Annotated in this window: 13 protein-coding genes; 5 read left to right on the top strand and 8 right to left on the bottom strand. The window is 72.9% G+C overall.

The genetic code is table 11. From position 1 onward, the window contains the following. Positions 1-46: 46 nt before the first annotated feature. Positions 47-514 (top strand): 5-(carboxyamino)imidazole ribonucleotide mutase, encoded by a 468-nt coding sequence (gene purE / locus AAEP86_RS15365; protein WP_420370506.1) that lies wholly within the window; start codon positions 47-49, stop codon positions 512-514. 57 nt (positions 515-571) lie between these two features. Here purE and AAEP86_RS15360 read toward each other — a convergent pair whose 3' ends face one another. After that, the gene (locus tag AAEP86_RS15360) at positions 572-1,714 is read right to left on the bottom strand and encodes a glycosyltransferase family 4 protein (RefSeq protein ID WP_420368166.1); all 1,143 of its coding nucleotides are present in this window, start codon (positions 1,712-1,714) and stop codon (positions 572-574) included. Between the two features lie 57 nt (positions 1,715-1,771). Next, a complete protein-coding gene (locus AAEP86_RS15355) occupies positions 1,772-2,827 on the bottom strand; it encodes a lysylphosphatidylglycerol synthase domain-containing protein (protein ID WP_420368165.1) in 1,056 nt (351 codons plus the stop codon). A gap of 29 nt (positions 2,828-2,856) precedes the next feature. On the opposite strand from AAEP86_RS15355, the gene AAEP86_RS15350 reads away from it, so the two are divergent. Then, on the top strand, positions 2,857-4,038 hold the full coding sequence (locus tag AAEP86_RS15350; protein ID WP_420368164.1) for a glycosyltransferase: 1,182 nt from the start codon (positions 2,857-2,859) through the stop codon (positions 4,036-4,038). 176 nt (positions 4,039-4,214) lie between these two features. On the opposite strand, the gene AAEP86_RS15345 is transcribed toward AAEP86_RS15350, so the two are convergent. Genes AAEP86_RS15345 through AAEP86_RS15320 form a run of 6 tightly spaced genes read right to left on the bottom strand, consistent with a single transcriptional unit; the run spans position 4,215 to position 12,083 of the window. After that, entirely contained in the window at positions 4,215-5,369 is a 1,155-nt protein-coding gene (locus AAEP86_RS15345) for an acyltransferase family protein (RefSeq protein ID WP_420368163.1), read from the bottom strand. Between the two features lie 9 nt (positions 5,370-5,378). Beyond that, the gene (locus AAEP86_RS15340; RefSeq protein ID WP_420368162.1) at positions 5,379-6,326 is read right to left on the bottom strand and encodes an NAD-dependent epimerase/dehydratase family protein; all 948 of its coding nucleotides are present in this window, start codon (positions 6,324-6,326) and stop codon (positions 5,379-5,381) included. Continuing rightward, entirely contained in the window at positions 6,323-7,174 is an 852-nt protein-coding gene (gene rfbD, locus AAEP86_RS15335) for a dTDP-4-dehydrorhamnose reductase (RefSeq protein ID WP_420368161.1), read from the bottom strand. Before rfbD ends, AAEP86_RS15340 begins: the two co-directional genes overlap by 4 nt. 49 nt (positions 7,175-7,223) lie before the next feature. Then, positions 7,224-8,210, bottom strand: coding sequence for a dTDP-glucose 4,6-dehydratase (gene rfbB, locus AAEP86_RS15330; protein ID WP_420368160.1), 987 nt, complete (start codon positions 8,208-8,210; stop codon positions 7,224-7,226). 56 nt (positions 8,211-8,266) lie between these two features. Further along, a complete protein-coding gene (locus tag AAEP86_RS15325) occupies positions 8,267-11,152 on the bottom strand; it encodes a hypothetical protein (protein WP_420368159.1) in 2,886 nt (961 codons plus the stop codon). Then, the gene (locus AAEP86_RS15320) at positions 11,142-12,083 is read right to left on the bottom strand and encodes a glycosyltransferase family 2 protein (RefSeq protein ID WP_420368158.1); all 942 of its coding nucleotides are present in this window, start codon (positions 12,081-12,083) and stop codon (positions 11,142-11,144) included. The genes AAEP86_RS15325 and AAEP86_RS15320 overlap by 11 nt, the downstream gene beginning before the upstream one ends. 140 nt (positions 12,084-12,223) lie before the next feature. Here AAEP86_RS15320 and AAEP86_RS15315 point away from each other — a divergent pair, with 140 nt between their 5' ends. From AAEP86_RS15315 to AAEP86_RS15305, 3 genes are read left to right on the top strand one after another with little or no spacing between them, the layout of a single operon-like run. Beyond that, the gene (locus tag AAEP86_RS15315) at positions 12,224-12,832 is read left to right on the top strand and encodes a dTDP-4-dehydrorhamnose 3,5-epimerase family protein (protein ID WP_420368157.1); all 609 of its coding nucleotides are present in this window, start codon (positions 12,224-12,226) and stop codon (positions 12,830-12,832) included. A 12-nt stretch (positions 12,833-12,844) separates the two neighbouring features. Continuing rightward, positions 12,845-13,708 carry a glucose-1-phosphate thymidylyltransferase RfbA gene (rfbA, locus tag AAEP86_RS15310; protein ID WP_420368156.1) on the top strand — a complete coding sequence of 288 codons (864 nt, stop codon included), beginning with the start codon at positions 12,845-12,847 and terminating at the stop codon, positions 13,706-13,708. Between the two features lie 7 nt (positions 13,709-13,715). Continuing rightward, positions 13,716-15,584, top strand: a complete 1,869-nt coding sequence (locus tag AAEP86_RS15305; RefSeq protein ID WP_420368155.1) for a glycosyltransferase family protein — start codon at positions 13,716-13,718, stop codon at positions 15,582-15,584. The last annotated feature ends 9 nt before the right edge of the window (positions 15,585-15,593 follow it).

Genomic DNA, 15,593 nt, shown 5'->3' with positions numbered 1-15,593 from the left:
CGTGACCGACACCGCCGACACCGCCCAGCCGCTCGTCTCGATCATCATGGGCTCGGACTCCGACTGGCCGACGATGCGCGCGGCGGCGGACATGCTCACCGAGCTCGGCATCCCGTTCGAGGCCGACGTCGTCTCGGCGCACCGCACCCCGGACAAGATGACCCGCTTCGCGCGTGGTGCGGCCGCCCGGGGCATCCGCGTCGTGATCGCCGGCGCCGGTGGCGCGGCGCACCTGCCCGGCATGGTCGCGTCCATGACGACGCTGCCGGTCATCGGCGTGCCGGTGCAGCTCGCACGGCTCGACGGTCTCGACTCGCTGCTCTCGATCGTGCAGATGCCCGCCGGCATCCCGGTCGCCACGATGGCCATCAACGGTGCCGCGAACGCCGGGCTCCTCGCCGCGCGCATCATCGGCTCGGCCGACGCCGGCGTGGCGGGCCGGCTGGCGGAGTACGCCGAGGGACTCGAGCAGCTCGTCGAGGAGAAGGCGCAGCGGCTCCGCGACTCGCTCTGAGCGGTCCGCCCGGACGGCGGCCGGCGGCGGAGTCGCCCGGTTTGGCTGACGTCCGACTCAGAGGTCGGCGTGCAGCTGCCAGGTCTCGGTGGCCGAGTCCTTCCACGAGAACATCCGCGCCCGGTCCGGCCCCGCGACGGCGAGCTGGCCGGCGAGCAGCGGGTCGTTGACGACCTGGTACACGGCCTGGGCGAGTCGCTCGGGGTAGGACTCCCGCGGGTCGCGGGCGACCGTGACGCCGGCGTCGGACGCGACCTCGCGCACCGCCTCGTCGTCGGAGTGGATGACCGGCGTGCCGAAGCTCATCGCCTCGATGACCGGCAGCCCGAAGCCCTCGGCCAGGCTGGGGAACACGAACACGGTGGCGCGGTCGTAGGCCACGGCGAGGTCGGCGTCGTCGATGCGGCCGAGCACCTTGACGCGGTCGCGGGCGAGACCGGCGCGTTCGGCGGCGCCGTACACGTCGACGTCCCCCCAGCCGTCCGGACCGGAGATCACGAGCGGCAGGTCGGCCGGGGCGTCCGGGTGCGCCATCGCCTCGATGAGGTACTGCAGCCCCTTGCGCGGCTCGAGCGTCCCGACGGCGAGGACGTAGCGGTCCGGCAGCCCGAGCCGCTCGGCGCGGAGGTCGGCGTCCACGGGCAGTCGCAGCCGTCCGCTCGGGGCGCCGCCGATCACCCGGAGGCGGTCGTCGAACCGGTGGATCTGGTTGAGGGCGCCGGCGACCGCGTGGGTCGGCACGACGACGGCGTCGGCGTGCTTCCACGCGCGCTTGATCATCGCGCGGTGGAAGTGGACCCCGCGCGCGGTCAGGGTCTCGGGGTGCGTCCACGGCACCGTGTCGTGGACGGTGAGGACCGTCTGGCGGCCGGGGTCGCTGAACCGGTCGTGCTTGACGAGGGGTGCGAGGACGCTCGGCGAGTGCACCATGCCCTTGCCGACGCCGCCGACGAGGCCGCACTGCCAGGCGAGGGAGAGTTCCCGGCGGGGGAGGGCGAGCCGGTCGAGGTCGGCGAGGCCGGGCAGCAGCGTCCGGATGTGGGCGAGCTGGTCCCGGCCCACGGCGGACACGATGCCGGCCACCTCGCAACCCGCCGGGGCGTTCTCGATCAGGTGCCGCGTGAGTTCCTCCGCGTAGCGACCGATGCCACCCGGGACCGGGGCGACGACCTGGTCGACGACGACGTGGAGTGTTGTCATGCGGTGCGCCTCCTCGTGGTGCTCCCGTGCGCACGGCTCGGTCGGAAGCCGACCATATCAGTCCGCACGGGGAGGAACCGTGGCTCCCACGCGGGCCGCCGCCGCACGGGTCGTCCGACGGTGTCGGGCGGCGAGGACGGCGCCGACCCCGGCGAGCAGGACGTCGCCGACGGTCATGAAGACCCGGCTGATCACGGCGAGGGCGAACGGCGCGGAACCGCCGGCCACGCTGCCCAGGAGCAGGACCAGGACGCCCTCGCGCGGGCCGATGCCGGCGGGGGCGATGACCACCACGAAGCCCACCAGCCACGCCACCGCGTACGCCCCGACCGCCACCGGGAAGAGGGCGGGCGAGTCCGCGCCGAAGGCCCGCAGGACCGCGGACGCCTGGACGCCGTACGCGATCCACATGACGAGGGACCACACGAGGGACATCGCGGTACCGGACCAGGTCAGCGTGGTGTCCTGCGGTGGTCGGCGGAGCACCCGGAAGGCGACCCCGATGAGCCGGCCGAGGACGGGCGGGGTGAGGCACACGAGCCCGACGACGATCACGGGGATCAACCACCAGAAGGTCGCGAAGCCGGTCGACGAGGACAGCAGCACGGCCACGATGCCGACCAGTGCCGCTGTGACCATGCTCACGAGCATCGAGGCGAGCGCCGCGACGGCGCTCCCGGTGCGCTGCAGTCCGTGGGCCCGGCCGAGCTCCGCCTGGGCGGCGATCGACCAGACGCCCCCGGGGATGTACTTGCCGAGCTGCCCGACGAAGAAGATGGACGACGCCGCCGCGACCCGGACCCGGTACCCGCTCGCGGCCATCATCGCGCGCCAGGACAGCATGTTGGCGACGAGTGCGACCACGGTGGCGACGACACCGACGACGACCGTCGGCGCGTCCAGCCGGGTGACGTCGCGGGCGATGGCATCCCACTGCCGCGCGACGCTCCAGACGAGGAACGCGACCGCCACCACGGCCGCCACCCACTTCACCGCGGTGAGCACGCGAGCGCGCCGACCGGTGGTCGGCACGGCGCCCGTGGCGGCGTCGGCGGAGGTGTCGAGCGGGTCCGGGGACCCCGCGGTCGACCCCGTAGGCTGTTGTGCGTCCATCGACCGACAACTCTAAGGGAGCGCGCTGGATGCGACCCGATCCGGACCGTCGTCCGACCCTCCTCGTCGCCGCGTCGACCTTCCCGGCCGAGGCCGGTGACGGGACGCCGGGGTTCGTGCTCGACCTGGCGACCGCGCTGTCGGACGAGTACCGCGTGGTCGTCGTCGCCCCGATGACGAAGGGTGCCCGCGCCCACCAGCGGATCGGTGACGTGGAGGTCCGGCGCTACGGCTACTTCCCGGCGCGCTGGCGCGACCTCGCCGACGGCGCCATCGTCGACAACCTCAAGGCGAAGCGGTCGCGGTGGCTGCAGGTGCCGTGCTTCTTCGTGTCGATGGCGGCGGCCCTCCGGCGTGAGCGTCGGCGCTCCCGGCCGGACGTCGCGCTCCTGCACTGGATCATCCCGCAGGGCGCCGTCGGCCGGCTCGTGCTCGGCGACCTGCCGCGCGTCGTGACGACCCTCGGCGGCGACCTGTACGCCCTGCGCAACCCGGTCCTCCAGGCGGTCAAGCGCGCGGTCGTCCGCAGCGCCGCGTCGGTCACCTGCATGAGCACCGACATGGCGCGGGAGCTCGGGAAGCTCGGTGCCCGTCCGGAGCAGGTGCACGTCGTGCCGATGGGCGTCGACCTCGAGCCCATCACCCGTGCGGTCGAGCGGGAGACCCGCGTCCCCGGTCGCGTGCTCTTCGTCGGCCGGCTGGTCGAGAAGAAGGGAGCGGTCGTGCTCCTCGACGCACTCGACCGGATGACCGGACGCCCGACCGAGGTCGCGGTCGTCGGGGACGGACCCCTCCGGCCCGCGCTCGAGGCCCGCGCGGGCTCGAGCGCGACCTTCCTCGGCGCGCGCGACAAGCAGGCGCTCGCGGCCGAGTACGCGAAGGCGTCCATCGCGCTGTACCCGTCCGTGCCAGCCGCGAACGGTGACCGCGACGGGCTGCCGGTCGCGCTCCTCGAGGCGATGTCCGCGGGCTGCGCGATCGTCGCCTCGGCCGTGCCGGGGATCGTCGACGTGGTCGAGGACGGCGTGAACGGCCTGCTCGTCGGCCCCGGGGACCCCGACGCCCTCGCCGCGGCGGTCGACCGGCTGCTGGCCGACCCGGCGCTCGCCGAGCGGCTCGGCCGTGCCGCTGCGGAGACGGCAGCGGCACACACCGTCGCCGCGGTCGGCGACCGGTACCGCACCCTGCTGTCGGCAGCACGCGCCCGCTGACGCGAGCATCCATCGACGCGCAGCCGCCGGTCTGCGCCCGCCGACGCGATCACGCGCGTCCGCGCTGACGCGAGCACCCGTCGGTCTGGAGGCGCGGTACGGCGCCGCCACGCGCCTCCAGACCGACGGGGCGGCCGACGGGCGGTCGTCCGCCGGTCCGCTCGAGGCGGCTGCGGTCAGGCGGCTCGGCGGTCGTCATCCGACATCCGGACGTCCGCGCCGTTGGTCGGCGGCTCCGCCCCGACCCGCGCGCGCCGCGTGGTGATCGACCGGGCGACGCGTTTGGCCAGGCGGTGCGCCGGGAGCTCGACGAGGCGGGCGAAGAGCCCGGCCACGACCACCGCGACCGGGATCGCGACGATCGGGGTGAGCCACGGCACGGACGTCGGCAGCAGGTAGGCGACGGACACCGTGATCGGCTCGTGCACCAGGTACAGGCTGAACGACAACCGGCCGAGCGCGCGCGGCACCGGACCGAGCATGACCCGTTCGGCGGGCAGCCACTTGCCGCACAGGAGCACGATGAGCCCGGCCGAGGCCGTCACGACGATCGGGACGTGGATGCCGACGAGGGAGCGGGGGAGCCACCACTCGAACGTGATGCCGAGCACGGCGAGTCCCGCGAGCACCCAGCCCGTCCCGCGGCGGATCTCGGGGATCCGTTCCCACCCGGCGGCCAGGGCCGAACCGAGCAAGAACATCGGGAGGTACATGAGCCAGTCCTCGTGGTACTGCCGCCCGAGTGCCGACAGCACCAGCGCGGCGATCGCCGTGGCCCACCAGATGCGCCGGGTCGCCTTCGCGACCAGGACGAACAGCGGCAGCAGGAGGGAGAACGCGACCTCCCACGTCAGGGACCACAGCGGACTGTTCAGCCGCGTCGGGAAGAGCAGCGTGAGGTCGCCGATCAGGCCAGCCGGGGTGATCGTCTCGACGTGCCGGAGCAGCCACCCGGAGGCGCCGGGTTCGGGCGTGCGCGGGACCAGGAGGAACAGCACCAGCGCCAGGGCGATCGACGCGACCACCGGCACGTAGAGCCGGAGGAGTCGGCTGGGGTAGTAGGCGATCCAGTCCTGGGCGCGGCGGAGCGCGGGCAGCGTCAGCACGAACCCGCTCAGGACGAAGAAGACGAAGACGGCTTCGCCGCCGGCCCAGAAGAGGTGCAGGGGCGTGTCCACGAGCCAGGCCCGGTTCGCGGGGATCGGCAGGCCGTTGTTGCCGTCCGAGAGCGTCGGGACCACGAGGAGTCCGTGGTGGACGAGGACGACGGCGGCGGCCACGCCACGGAGTCCGTCCAGCGACCCGATGCGGCCCGCGGGGCGATCACGCATGCGGCGATCCTACTGCTCGGGGCTGACGGTTCCCGTGGCGGCGCGGTGTGCGCGGATCGCGTCGACCGTCGCCGCCACGCCCTGCGGGAACGGCACGAAGGCGCGCGCGTCCACCTGCGGCAGGACGGCGGACCGCATCCGCAGGTCGAGTCCCTGGAAGGTCGCGGACGGGTCGGCGCCCTCCTGGACGTCCAGGCGGGCACCGAGGGCCGCCTCGACGGCGGCGATGACGTCCGCGATGGTGGCCGGTTGTCCGGAGGCGAGGACCTTCGTCACGGCCGTCGCGGTCGGGTCCTGCTCGACGAGGTCGAGGGTCTGCCGAACCATGTCCACGGCGTCGTCGATGTAGAGGTAGTCGCGCGTGGTCGACATCGGGACGTAGATCGACGACGGCCGGCCCTCGAGGTGCGCGAGGGTGAGCTGCGAGACGAGTCCCTGCGGCTTGCGGAGGTTCGCTCCCGGACCGTAGAGGTTCGAGATGCGGCCGACCACCAGCCGGGCACCGGTCGATCCCGCCCAGTCGCGGAACTGCGCCTCGGCGGCGAGCTTGGCGTGTCCGTAGGGGGCGAGCGGGGCGGGCTCGCTGTCCTCGTCGAACGGCGGATCGTCGCTGCCGGCGTAGACCGCCCCGGCGGACGAGGCGAAGAACACCGTGCCCGGACCCGATCGGTCGTCGTGGGTCTCGTCGAGCACGCGGGCGACCAGTCGCCGTTCCTCGTCGAAGACTTCGGCGCCGGTCGCGACGACCCCCGTGCCGGCGCACCAGAGGACGCGCCACGGCTCGGGGCCGGACCGGACCGAGCGGATCGCCGCGACCAGGGCCGCGACGGCGGCGTCCTGGTCGTCCCAGGGCACCCGGGCTGGGACGGCGTCGACGCCGGACGCGACGAGGGACCGGAGGACGGCCCCGCCGAGGAAGCCCCCGGCGCCGACCACCAGCGTGGACGGGTCCGTCACGCGCTGAAGACCCCGGCGGCGGTCGCGGCGTGCAGCGCCTCGCGCCAGTCGCGCATCGGCGTCAGGCCCGCGCGCGACCAGCCGTCGTGGCCGAGCACGCTGTACGCCGGCCGGGGTGCCGGCCGGACGAAGGCCGCGCTGTCGGTCGGGAGGACCCGCTCGGGGTCCAGACCGTTCTCGGCGAAGATCGCACGGGTGAAGTCGTACCAGGAGCCCTGGCCGCTGTTCGTGCCGTGGTAGATCCCGGCCGGGGCGTCGGCGTCGAGGAGCTCGACGATGCGGTGGGCGAGGTCACCGGTCCAGGTGGGCTGCCCCACCTGGTCGGTGACCACGCTGACCGTGTCGTGGGTCGCGGCCAGCCGGAGCATCGTGGCGGCGAAGTTCGGGCCGTCCGCGCCGTAGATCCAGGCCGTCCGCACGACGTACGACGAGTCCGGGGCGATCCGGCGGACGCGGGCCTCGCCGTCCGCCTTCGTCCGGCCGTAGGCGTTCAGCGGGTCGGTCGGCGCGTCCTCCGGGTACGGCGCCGTGCCGTTGCCGTCGAACACGTAGTCCGTCGAGATCGTCACGAGCTTCGCGCCGTGCCGGACCGCCGCCTCGGCCAGGAGCGCCGGGCCGGTGGCGTTCACCGCCGAGGCGGTCGCCTCGTCGGTCTCGGCGTCGTCGACCTTGGTGTAGGCCGCCGAGTTGATGACGACGTCGTGGCCGGCGACCGCGGCGTCGACCGCAGCCGGGTCGGTGATGTCGAGCTCGGCGCGGGACCGTGCGGTGACGTCACGATCGGCGAGCGCGCGCTGCAGGTCGTGGCCGAGCATGCCGGCGGCGCCGGTGATGAGGTACCGGGTCATGGTGTCGCTTCCGTGTCGGTGGCGTGCGGGGACGGCGGTCCGGTTCCGCTCAGGAGAGCGCGGCGCGCTCCTTCAGCGGCTCCCACCAGGAGCGGTTGTCGCGGTACCACTGCACGACGTCGGCCAGGCCCTGCTCGAACGGCACCTGCGGCTCGTAGCCGAGCTCGGCCTGGATCTTCGAGATGTCGACCGAGTAGCGGAGGTCGTGTCCGAGGCGGTCGGCGACGCGGTCGACGTACGACCAGTCCTTGCCGGTGGCGTCGAGGAGGAGCTGCGTGAGCTCCTTGTTCGTCAGCTCGGTGCCGCCACCGATGTTGTAGATCTCGCCGGCGCGACCCTTGGTGAGCACGAGGGCGATGCCACGGGTGTGGTCGTCGACGTGCAGCCAGTCGCGGACGTTGTTGCCCTCGCCGTAGAGCGGGACGTGCCGGTCGTCGATGAGGTTCGTGACGAAGAGCGGGATGACCTTCTCGGGGAAGTGGTAGGGCCCGTAGTTGTTCGAGCACCGCGTGATCGAGAGGTTCAGGCCGTGCGTGCGGTGGTAGCTGCGGGCGAGCAGGTCGCTGCCGGCCTTCGACGCCGAGTACGGCGAGTTCGGCTCGAGCGGCCGCTCCTCGTCCCACGAGCCCTCGCTGATCGAGCCGTAGACCTCGTCGGTCGAGACGTGGACGAAGCGCTCGGTGCCGTGGCGGAGCGCCGCGTCGAGCAGACGCTGGGTGCCGACGACGTTGGTCTCGACGAAGATGCCGGAGTCGCGGACCGACCGGTCGACGTGCGACTCGGCGGCGAAGTGCACGATCGCGTCGATGCCGGGGATGACCTCGTCGAGCTTCTCGGCGTCGCGGATGTCGCCCTGCACGAACGTGTAGCGGGGGGAGTCCGCCACCGGCGCGAGGTTCTCGAGGTTGCCCGAGTACGTCAGCGCGTCGTAGACCACGACCTCGGCGCCCTCGAGCCCGGGGTACGCGTCCTGCAGGGTGCGTCGGACGAAGTTCGAGCCGATGAAGCCGGCTCCGCCGGTGACGAGGATCTTCACGCTGTCTGGTTCCTTTTCGCGAGTCGGACGGTGGATCGATTGACGATTCTAGGGTGTCAGGCCAGCGGGGTCGCCGGGGCGGGCCGCTCGGTCCGGCCGTGCCGACGCTTCCGGCGCCGACGGACGAGGACGGTGACGGCGACGCAGGTGAGCACCGCGAGCACGACCGACGCACCGGTCAGCAGGAAGCCGGTCCGGGCTCCCGGCACCGCGTAGTGGAGCGCCACCGTGTGCTCGCCGGCGGGCACCCACACCGCGGCGCCGGCGTCGTCCGCCGCGACGAGGTCGGTCGAGCGGCCGTCGACGGTCGCCGTCCAACCGGGACGCTGGAGCGAGTCGGCGACGACCACCCAGCCACCCGCTGTGGCGTCGACCGAGGCGACGGTCTCGTTCACGTCGCCGCCGCGGAGGGTGATGCGGGCGGTGCCGTCCGGGTCGGCGGTGTGGCGCGACGGCGCACTGAGCACGACCGTCGAGTCGGGCAGCGACTGCTCCGCGAGCGTGCGGACGCGCGCGGCGTCGGTCCGTTCGACGACCTGGTCGGACGCCCAGCGCACGCGGGGCAGGGCGTCGCCGCGCTCGTAGATCGTCGCGTCGCCCGTGTGGACGACCGAGACCCCGTCGCCCGGGACGGGCCGTGTGACGCTCATCACCGCGTGGCCGGCGTCGTCGGTGCCGATCGGCACGAGCTTGTCCTGCCCGGTGACGCTGATGCGGACGTGCCACGACGTCGACTCGGGGATGGTCGAGCCCTGGAGCGCGACGTTCCGCGGGCCGCCGAGTCCCGGCACCCAGCTCGACGTCGATGCCAGGGTCGCGCCCGAGCCGTCGGCGACCACGTCGACCCGGAGCGTCATGCCCTCGGCCGAGGTGGTCTGCGCGGGAGGACCGGTGAACGTGATGCCGTTCACGGGGCCGGTCTGGCTGGCCGAGTCGACCGACGGGTGCGACGCGGTCAGGTCGGTCCAGGTCGTCCGCGCGGCACCGGGCTCGGCCGTGCCGGCGAGCGGGGCGGACGGGTCGGCGACGAGGTACCGGGTGCTGAGCCGGTCGAGGATCCCCGAGGTGGCGAGCGACGGCATGAGGTTCGGTTCGAACGACAGGTAGGTGGCCGTCGGGTACGTGTCCGGGTCGACGGACCGCATGAGGTCCTTCCACTCGCTCGTCTGGAACGCGTGACCGGTCGTCTCGCGGATCTGCCAGTACGAGGACGAGCCGGGGAGCATGGCACTGCCGGTGGTCGCGTAGCGGTCCTGGTCGGACACGTGCGCCTTCAGGTAGTCGATCGCCGGCGTCGTCGGGTAGAAGGTCGAGGTCGACGCGGTCGGCCACCAGGGGAGCGTCACCACGATCGCCGGCGCCGCGACCAGGGCGACGACGCCGACCGAGGCGACCGCGGACAGGATCCGCGACCGGAACACCCAGACGACCACGACGAGCAGCACCGTGACGATGCCGAGGACGCCCACGAGGAGGATCTCGAGCTTCGTGCGGTGGACGTACTGCTCGGTGATCGGTGGGATCGCGAGCAGCGTCTGCAGCCCGACACCGACGGCGACGAACAGCACCACGGCGATCGCGAGGACCCGCCCGGTGCGTCGGAGCGGGCCGGCGGCGCGGAACCGGGCGAACTCGTCGCGGAGGTTCTCGGGCTCGACGAGCCGGCCGAAGCCGACGCCCGCCATCGCGGCGGCGAGGAAGAGGACCACGACGCGGGCGCGACCGATCGGGTTCGTGTCGAAGACCGGCAGCTCGCGGACGGCGGAGAGCACCGGGCCGCCCAGGTAGACGATGACGACGGCGAGCGCGAGCATCGACGCGACGACGGCGACGACCCCGCGGGTGCGGGCGGTCCCGGGCCGGACCGTCGGCCTGACGAGGACGGCCACCGCGATGAGGACGACCGCCGCGATCCCGAGGTAGGAGTACTCCTCGACGGGGTTGCGGACGCCCCACGCCGGACCGGTGCTCTGGACGAACGCGATGTCCGGCACCCACGCGCTGACGAGCGGCGGCGTGCCGAGGCCGTTCGGGCCGCTCTGCCCGCGTCCGCTGAAGTCCACGAGGTTGCTGGCGTTGACGGCGAAGGGGACGAGTTGCCAGGCGGACAGGAGCAGCCCGAAGACGATCCCGCCCACGGCGATGACGCCGCTCCACACGACCGGCAGCCACCGCCGGTGCGCCACGATCGTCCGCACCAGGAAGAACAGGCCGCCGATGAACAGCGCGTACCCGACGATCGCCGGGAACCCGCCGAGGAGCATCGACGCGAGCGGGACGCCGACGGCGATGACGTCCCGTGCGCGGAGCTCGACGGCGGCGCGGTCGATCGCCCAGAACAGCAGCGGGATGAACGCCGCCACGCGGGTCTGCGGCCAGTTGGACCAGGCGACCATGAAGCCGGAGGACGAGTAGACGAGGGCCGCGATGGGCCAGCCGGCGCGCGGGACGCCCCACCGGCGGAGGAGGAGCGACATGCCGACGGTGACGGCGACGATCTCGAGCAGCTTCACCGCGCCCGGCGCGTACGCGAGCGGGAGGATCCACCAGGGCAGCGAGAGCGGCGACCAGGCACCGGAGTCCGGGATGCCCCCGAGTTCGGCGCCGCCGGCGACGTAGGGGTTCCACGCTGCGAAGACCCCCTCGTGCGCGAGGCGCGTGAGCAGCGAGGTCTGCGGGGCGACCGTGTCGATCGTGTCGCTGGTGAAGATGTTCGTCGAGCTGCTCAGCGTGCGGAACGTCTCACCCCACGGCGTGTAGCGGCTGAGGAGGCCCGTGTTGAGGAACGTGCCGTGGCCAATGAGCGCGGGGCCGAGGGTCCAGACGACGAACGCGGCGAGTCCCGCCCAGGCGGCGACCTCCACCCAGCTGCCCGGACGGCGCAGCCAGAGCGCGACGCGGGTCCGCCGGTCGAGCACGGACCCGTCGCGCTCAGTCGCCATACCGCTGCAGCTTCTGCAGGTCGAGCTGTTCCTCGGCGAGGGTCCGGTTCAGACGGGTGAGGTCCGCGACGACGCCGATCACGATCGCCAGCACCGCGGTGATGAGCAGGACGACGCCGAGGATGATCGACTGCAGGTGGTTGCCGCCGGTCTGCATCGCCAGCAGCACGAGGTAGCGGACGAGCGGCCAGAGTCCGAGCACGCCGAGGACGGCCGCGACCCAGAGGAACAGCGCCATCGGGCGGTACATGAGGTAGACGCGGGCGATCGCCGACCCGGACTGGAACATGTGCTGCCAGATGTTCTTGAACAGCCGGGACTCGCGGGTCTTCGGGTTCGTCGTGATCGGGATCGACGCGATCGCGAGGCGCTTGTAGCCGGCCTGCACGATCGTCTCCATGCAGTAGCTGAAGCGTGTGACGATGTTCAGCCGGATGAGGGAGTACTTGGAGTAGGCACGGAACCCGCTCGCGGCGTCGGGGAGGTCGAGCCCGGCGGCGCGGGACGCGACCCACGAGCCGAAGCGCTGCATGAGCTTCTTGAAGCCGGAGAAGTGCTCGATGGTGCGCGTCTGCCGGTCGCCGATGACGATCTCCGCCTCCTTGCGGAGGATCGGCTGCACGAGCTCGGCGATCTGCGCCTGCGGGTACTGGTTGTCACCGTCCGTGTTCACGACGATGTCGGCGCCGTGCAGCAGCGCGTAGTCCACGCCGTCCCGGAAGGACCGCGCCAGGCCCATGTTCGTGGTGTGGTGCACGAAGTGCTCCACACCGTGCTCCTTGGCGACCTCGACGGTGCGGTCGGTGCTGCCGTCGTTGACCACCAGGATCTCGATCTCGTCGATGCCGTCGATCTGGCGGGGGATCGAGTCGATCACGCTGGCGAGGGTGTTCTCCTCGTTGAGGCAGGGGATCTGGACGAATAGCTTCACGGGTCGCGGTGTCTCGTTTCAGGGAGTCGGCACGTGCTCGAAACCAGGACAGCCTACGTGACCGGGGTGTCGCGGAGCCGCCGCCGCGACCGTGTTCCCCCCGAAGCGTGGTGTACCAGGGTGCTTGCTAGGCTGCTCCGGTGCAGATCCGCGAACTGAAGATCCCCGGCGCGTGGGAGTTCACGCCCGTCCAGCACGGCGACGCACGAGGAGCGTTCCTCGAGGCGTACCGGGCCGACGTGCTCGAGGAGACGGTGGGCCACCCGCTCGACCTCCGCCAGGTGAACATGTCGGTCTCCTCGGCCGGTGTCGCCCGGGGCATCCACTACGCCCTCGTGGCGCCGAGCCAGGCGAAGTACGTGACCGCGGTCCGCGGCGCCTTCATCGACTACATCGTCGACATCCGCGTCGGGTCGCCGACGTTCGGCCAGTGGGACTCCGTCCGCATCGACGACGTCGACCGCAAGGCCGTCTACCTGTCCGAGGGCCTCGGCCACGCGATCGTCGCGCTCGAGGACCGGTCGACCGTCAACTACCTGGTCAGCGCCCACTACGACCCCCAGCGGGAGAAGGGGATCACCATCCTCGACCCCACCGTCGGGCTGACCCTGCCCGAGGGCCTCGGCGAGCCGGTGCTCTCCGAGAAGGACACCACGGCGCCGACGCTCGAGCAGGCTGCCGAGCAGGGCCTGCTGCCGACCTACGAGGAAGCGGTGGCGTACACCGAGTCCCTCCGGACGAAGAAGTAAGGGAGCGACCCGATGAAGGGCATCATCCTCGCCGGCGGTTCCGGCACGCGCCTCTGGCCGATCACCAAGGGCATCAGCAAGCAGCTCATGCCGATCTACGACAAGCCGATGGTCTACTACCCGCTGTCGACCCTCATGATGGCCGGCATCCGCGAGGTCCTCGTCATCACGACGCCGGAGTACAACGACCAGTTCCGCGCCCTGCTCGGCGACGGCTCGGCCCTCGGCATGGACATCCAGTACGCGGTGCAGCCCAGCCCGGACGGCCTCGCGCAGGCGTTCGTCATCGGCGAGGACTTCATCGGCGACGACAGCGTCGCGCTCGTCCTCGGGGACAACATCTTCCACGGCACCGGCCTCGGCACGAACCTCCGGAAGAACACCGAGGTCGACGGCGCGACGATCTTCGCGTACCACGTGGCGGACCCGAAGGCGTACGGCGTCGTCGAGTTCGACGACGCGTTCACCGCGGTCTCCATCGAGGAGAAGCCCGCCGAGCCGAAGTCGAACTACGCCGTGCCCGGCCTGTACTTCTACGACAACAAGGTCATCGAGATCGCCAAGACGATCGAGCCGAGCGCCCGCGGCGAGCTCGAGATCTCGACCGTCAACGAGCGCTACCTCGAGGCCGGGGAGCTCGGCGTCCAGGTCCTCGACCGCGGCACGGCCTGGCTCGACACCGGCACGTTCGAGTCGATGATGCAGGCGTCCGAGTACGTCAAGGTCATCGAGGACCGACAGGGCTTCAAGATCGGCTGCATCGAGGAGATCGCCTGGCGCAACGGGTGGATCGACGACGCGCAGCTCGCCGACCTCGCCGCACCGCTCGTCAAGGGCGGGTACGGCGTCTACCTGCAGCGCCTGCTCGAGGCCTGAACCGTCCGTGGGTCTCTTCCGCCGGCACCGTCGCCGTGACGACACGGCCGGTGCCGGCACCGACCAGGAGGCGCCACCAGCGTCCGTGACGACCGTCGGCATCCCGCGCGTGGCCGGCTGGGACGGCGAGCTGCCGGTCCGTTCGACGGGCGTCACCGTGGTCCTGGTCAGCCGCTCCGACCGACACGACCGCCTGCCGCCGATGGTGGTCGCGGCCCGGACCGCGTTCGGCCCGGAGGCGGACGTCCGGGCCGTCGCGTACGTCGCCGACGCGTCCCCGCTCGGCCCGGTGCCGACCGGTGTGCCGTGGGTGCTGCAGGAGCCGGTGGACGGCATCGGGTCCGCGGTCAACGCCGCGCTCGCGGGTGGCGTCCGTGCCGTCGTGGTCGTCGTCGACTCCACCGTGGGCGTGACCGAGCAGGACCTGCAGGTCCTCGCCGAGTCCGGGGGCCGCGGCGTCGCCCAGGCGCGCGTCTGGCTCCCCGACGGTGCGGCGCGGCACGGTGCGCGGCTCCTGCGACCCGGTGCGATGCCCTGGACCGACGACGCGGCCTCCGTCGTGCCCGGTCCCGACGGCCTCCGGGCAGTCGTCCTCGCTGCCCGCGCGACGGGTCCCGGACCGGCCGTGTTCGCCGCGGACCAGCCCGCGCTCGCACTGCCCGGACGTGCGCTGGTGCCGGCGCCGTGCCTCCCGGACGAACGGATGACGCTGTCGGCTTGGAGCCGTGCCGTCGCGGACCGCGCCGGCGGCGACGTGACACCCGTGTGGGCGCTCGGACGGTCGGCGGAGGCGGGCCGCACCGTGGACGCCGCCGTCGTCGACGCGTTCGCGGCCTGGCGCGGCCGGGCCGCCGACCGGCCGAGCGACGGCCCCGCGGCGGTCGTCGCCGGCCTGCCGCTGCCCCCGTGGGGTGCGCGTCCGGTGGCGCCGGCGTCCCGGAGCCGCGCCGTGGACGACGGCGAGCTGTCGTGGGCGGTCAAGATCGCGGCCCCCGCCGGCCCGGAGGGTGACGGCTGGGGCGACGTGCACTTCGCGGCCGAGCTGGCCGGCGCCCTCGAGCGGCTCGGACAGCGGGTCCGGGTGGACCGGCGCGACGCCCACGTCCGGGACGACGACGGCTCCGACGACGTGACGCTCGTGGTGCGCGGCCTCGACCGGGTGCCGCCGAACCCGGCCTCGGTCAACCTGCTCTGGGTGATCAGCCACCCGGACGACGTGGCCGACACCGAACTCCGGTCGTTCGACGCGGCCTTCGCGGCCGGACCGGTCTGGGCCGCGGCGGCGAGCACGCGCTCCGAGGTGCCGGTCCGGACCCTGCTGCAGGCGACGGACCCGGCCGTGTTCCACCCGTCGACCCCGCAGGGTCCCGATGCCGGCCGCGTGGTGTTCGTCGGTTCGACGCGGGGGACGGCACGGCCGGTCGTCACGGACGCGGTCGCCCTGGGCGCCGACCTGCGCGTGCACGGTCCGGGGTGGCGGGACCTCGTCCCCGAGGGCCTGCGGGGCGCGGAGTCCCTGAGCCGCGCCGACGTCGCCGCGTCCTACGCGTCCGCCCGGGTCGTGCTCAACGACCACTGGCCGGACATGGCGTCGGGGGGCTTCGTGTCGAACCGGGTGTTCGACGTGCTCGCGTCCGGGGGCGTCGTCGTCACCGACCCCGTCGACGGACTCGAGGACGTGCTCGACGTCCCGACGCTCGCGGTGGCACGGTCGCGCGACGACCTCGCCGCTCTGCTCGACCCGGCACGCTCCTGGCCGACGGCGGCGGAGCGCACGGCGATCGCTGCCCGCGTCGCCGCCGAGCACTCCTTCGATGCCCGAGCCCGCGTGCTGCTCGACGCCGCGCGTGCCGGACGCGCCCGCCTCCGGGCCTGAGACCGCGGG

Source organism: Curtobacterium sp. L1-20 (assembly GCF_048755855.1).
Taxonomy (GTDB): domain Bacteria; phylum Actinomycetota; class Actinomycetes; order Actinomycetales; family Microbacteriaceae; genus Curtobacterium.
The sequence above is the reverse complement of the archived record's forward strand: the minus strand, read 5'-3'. Positions and strand labels throughout refer to the sequence as shown.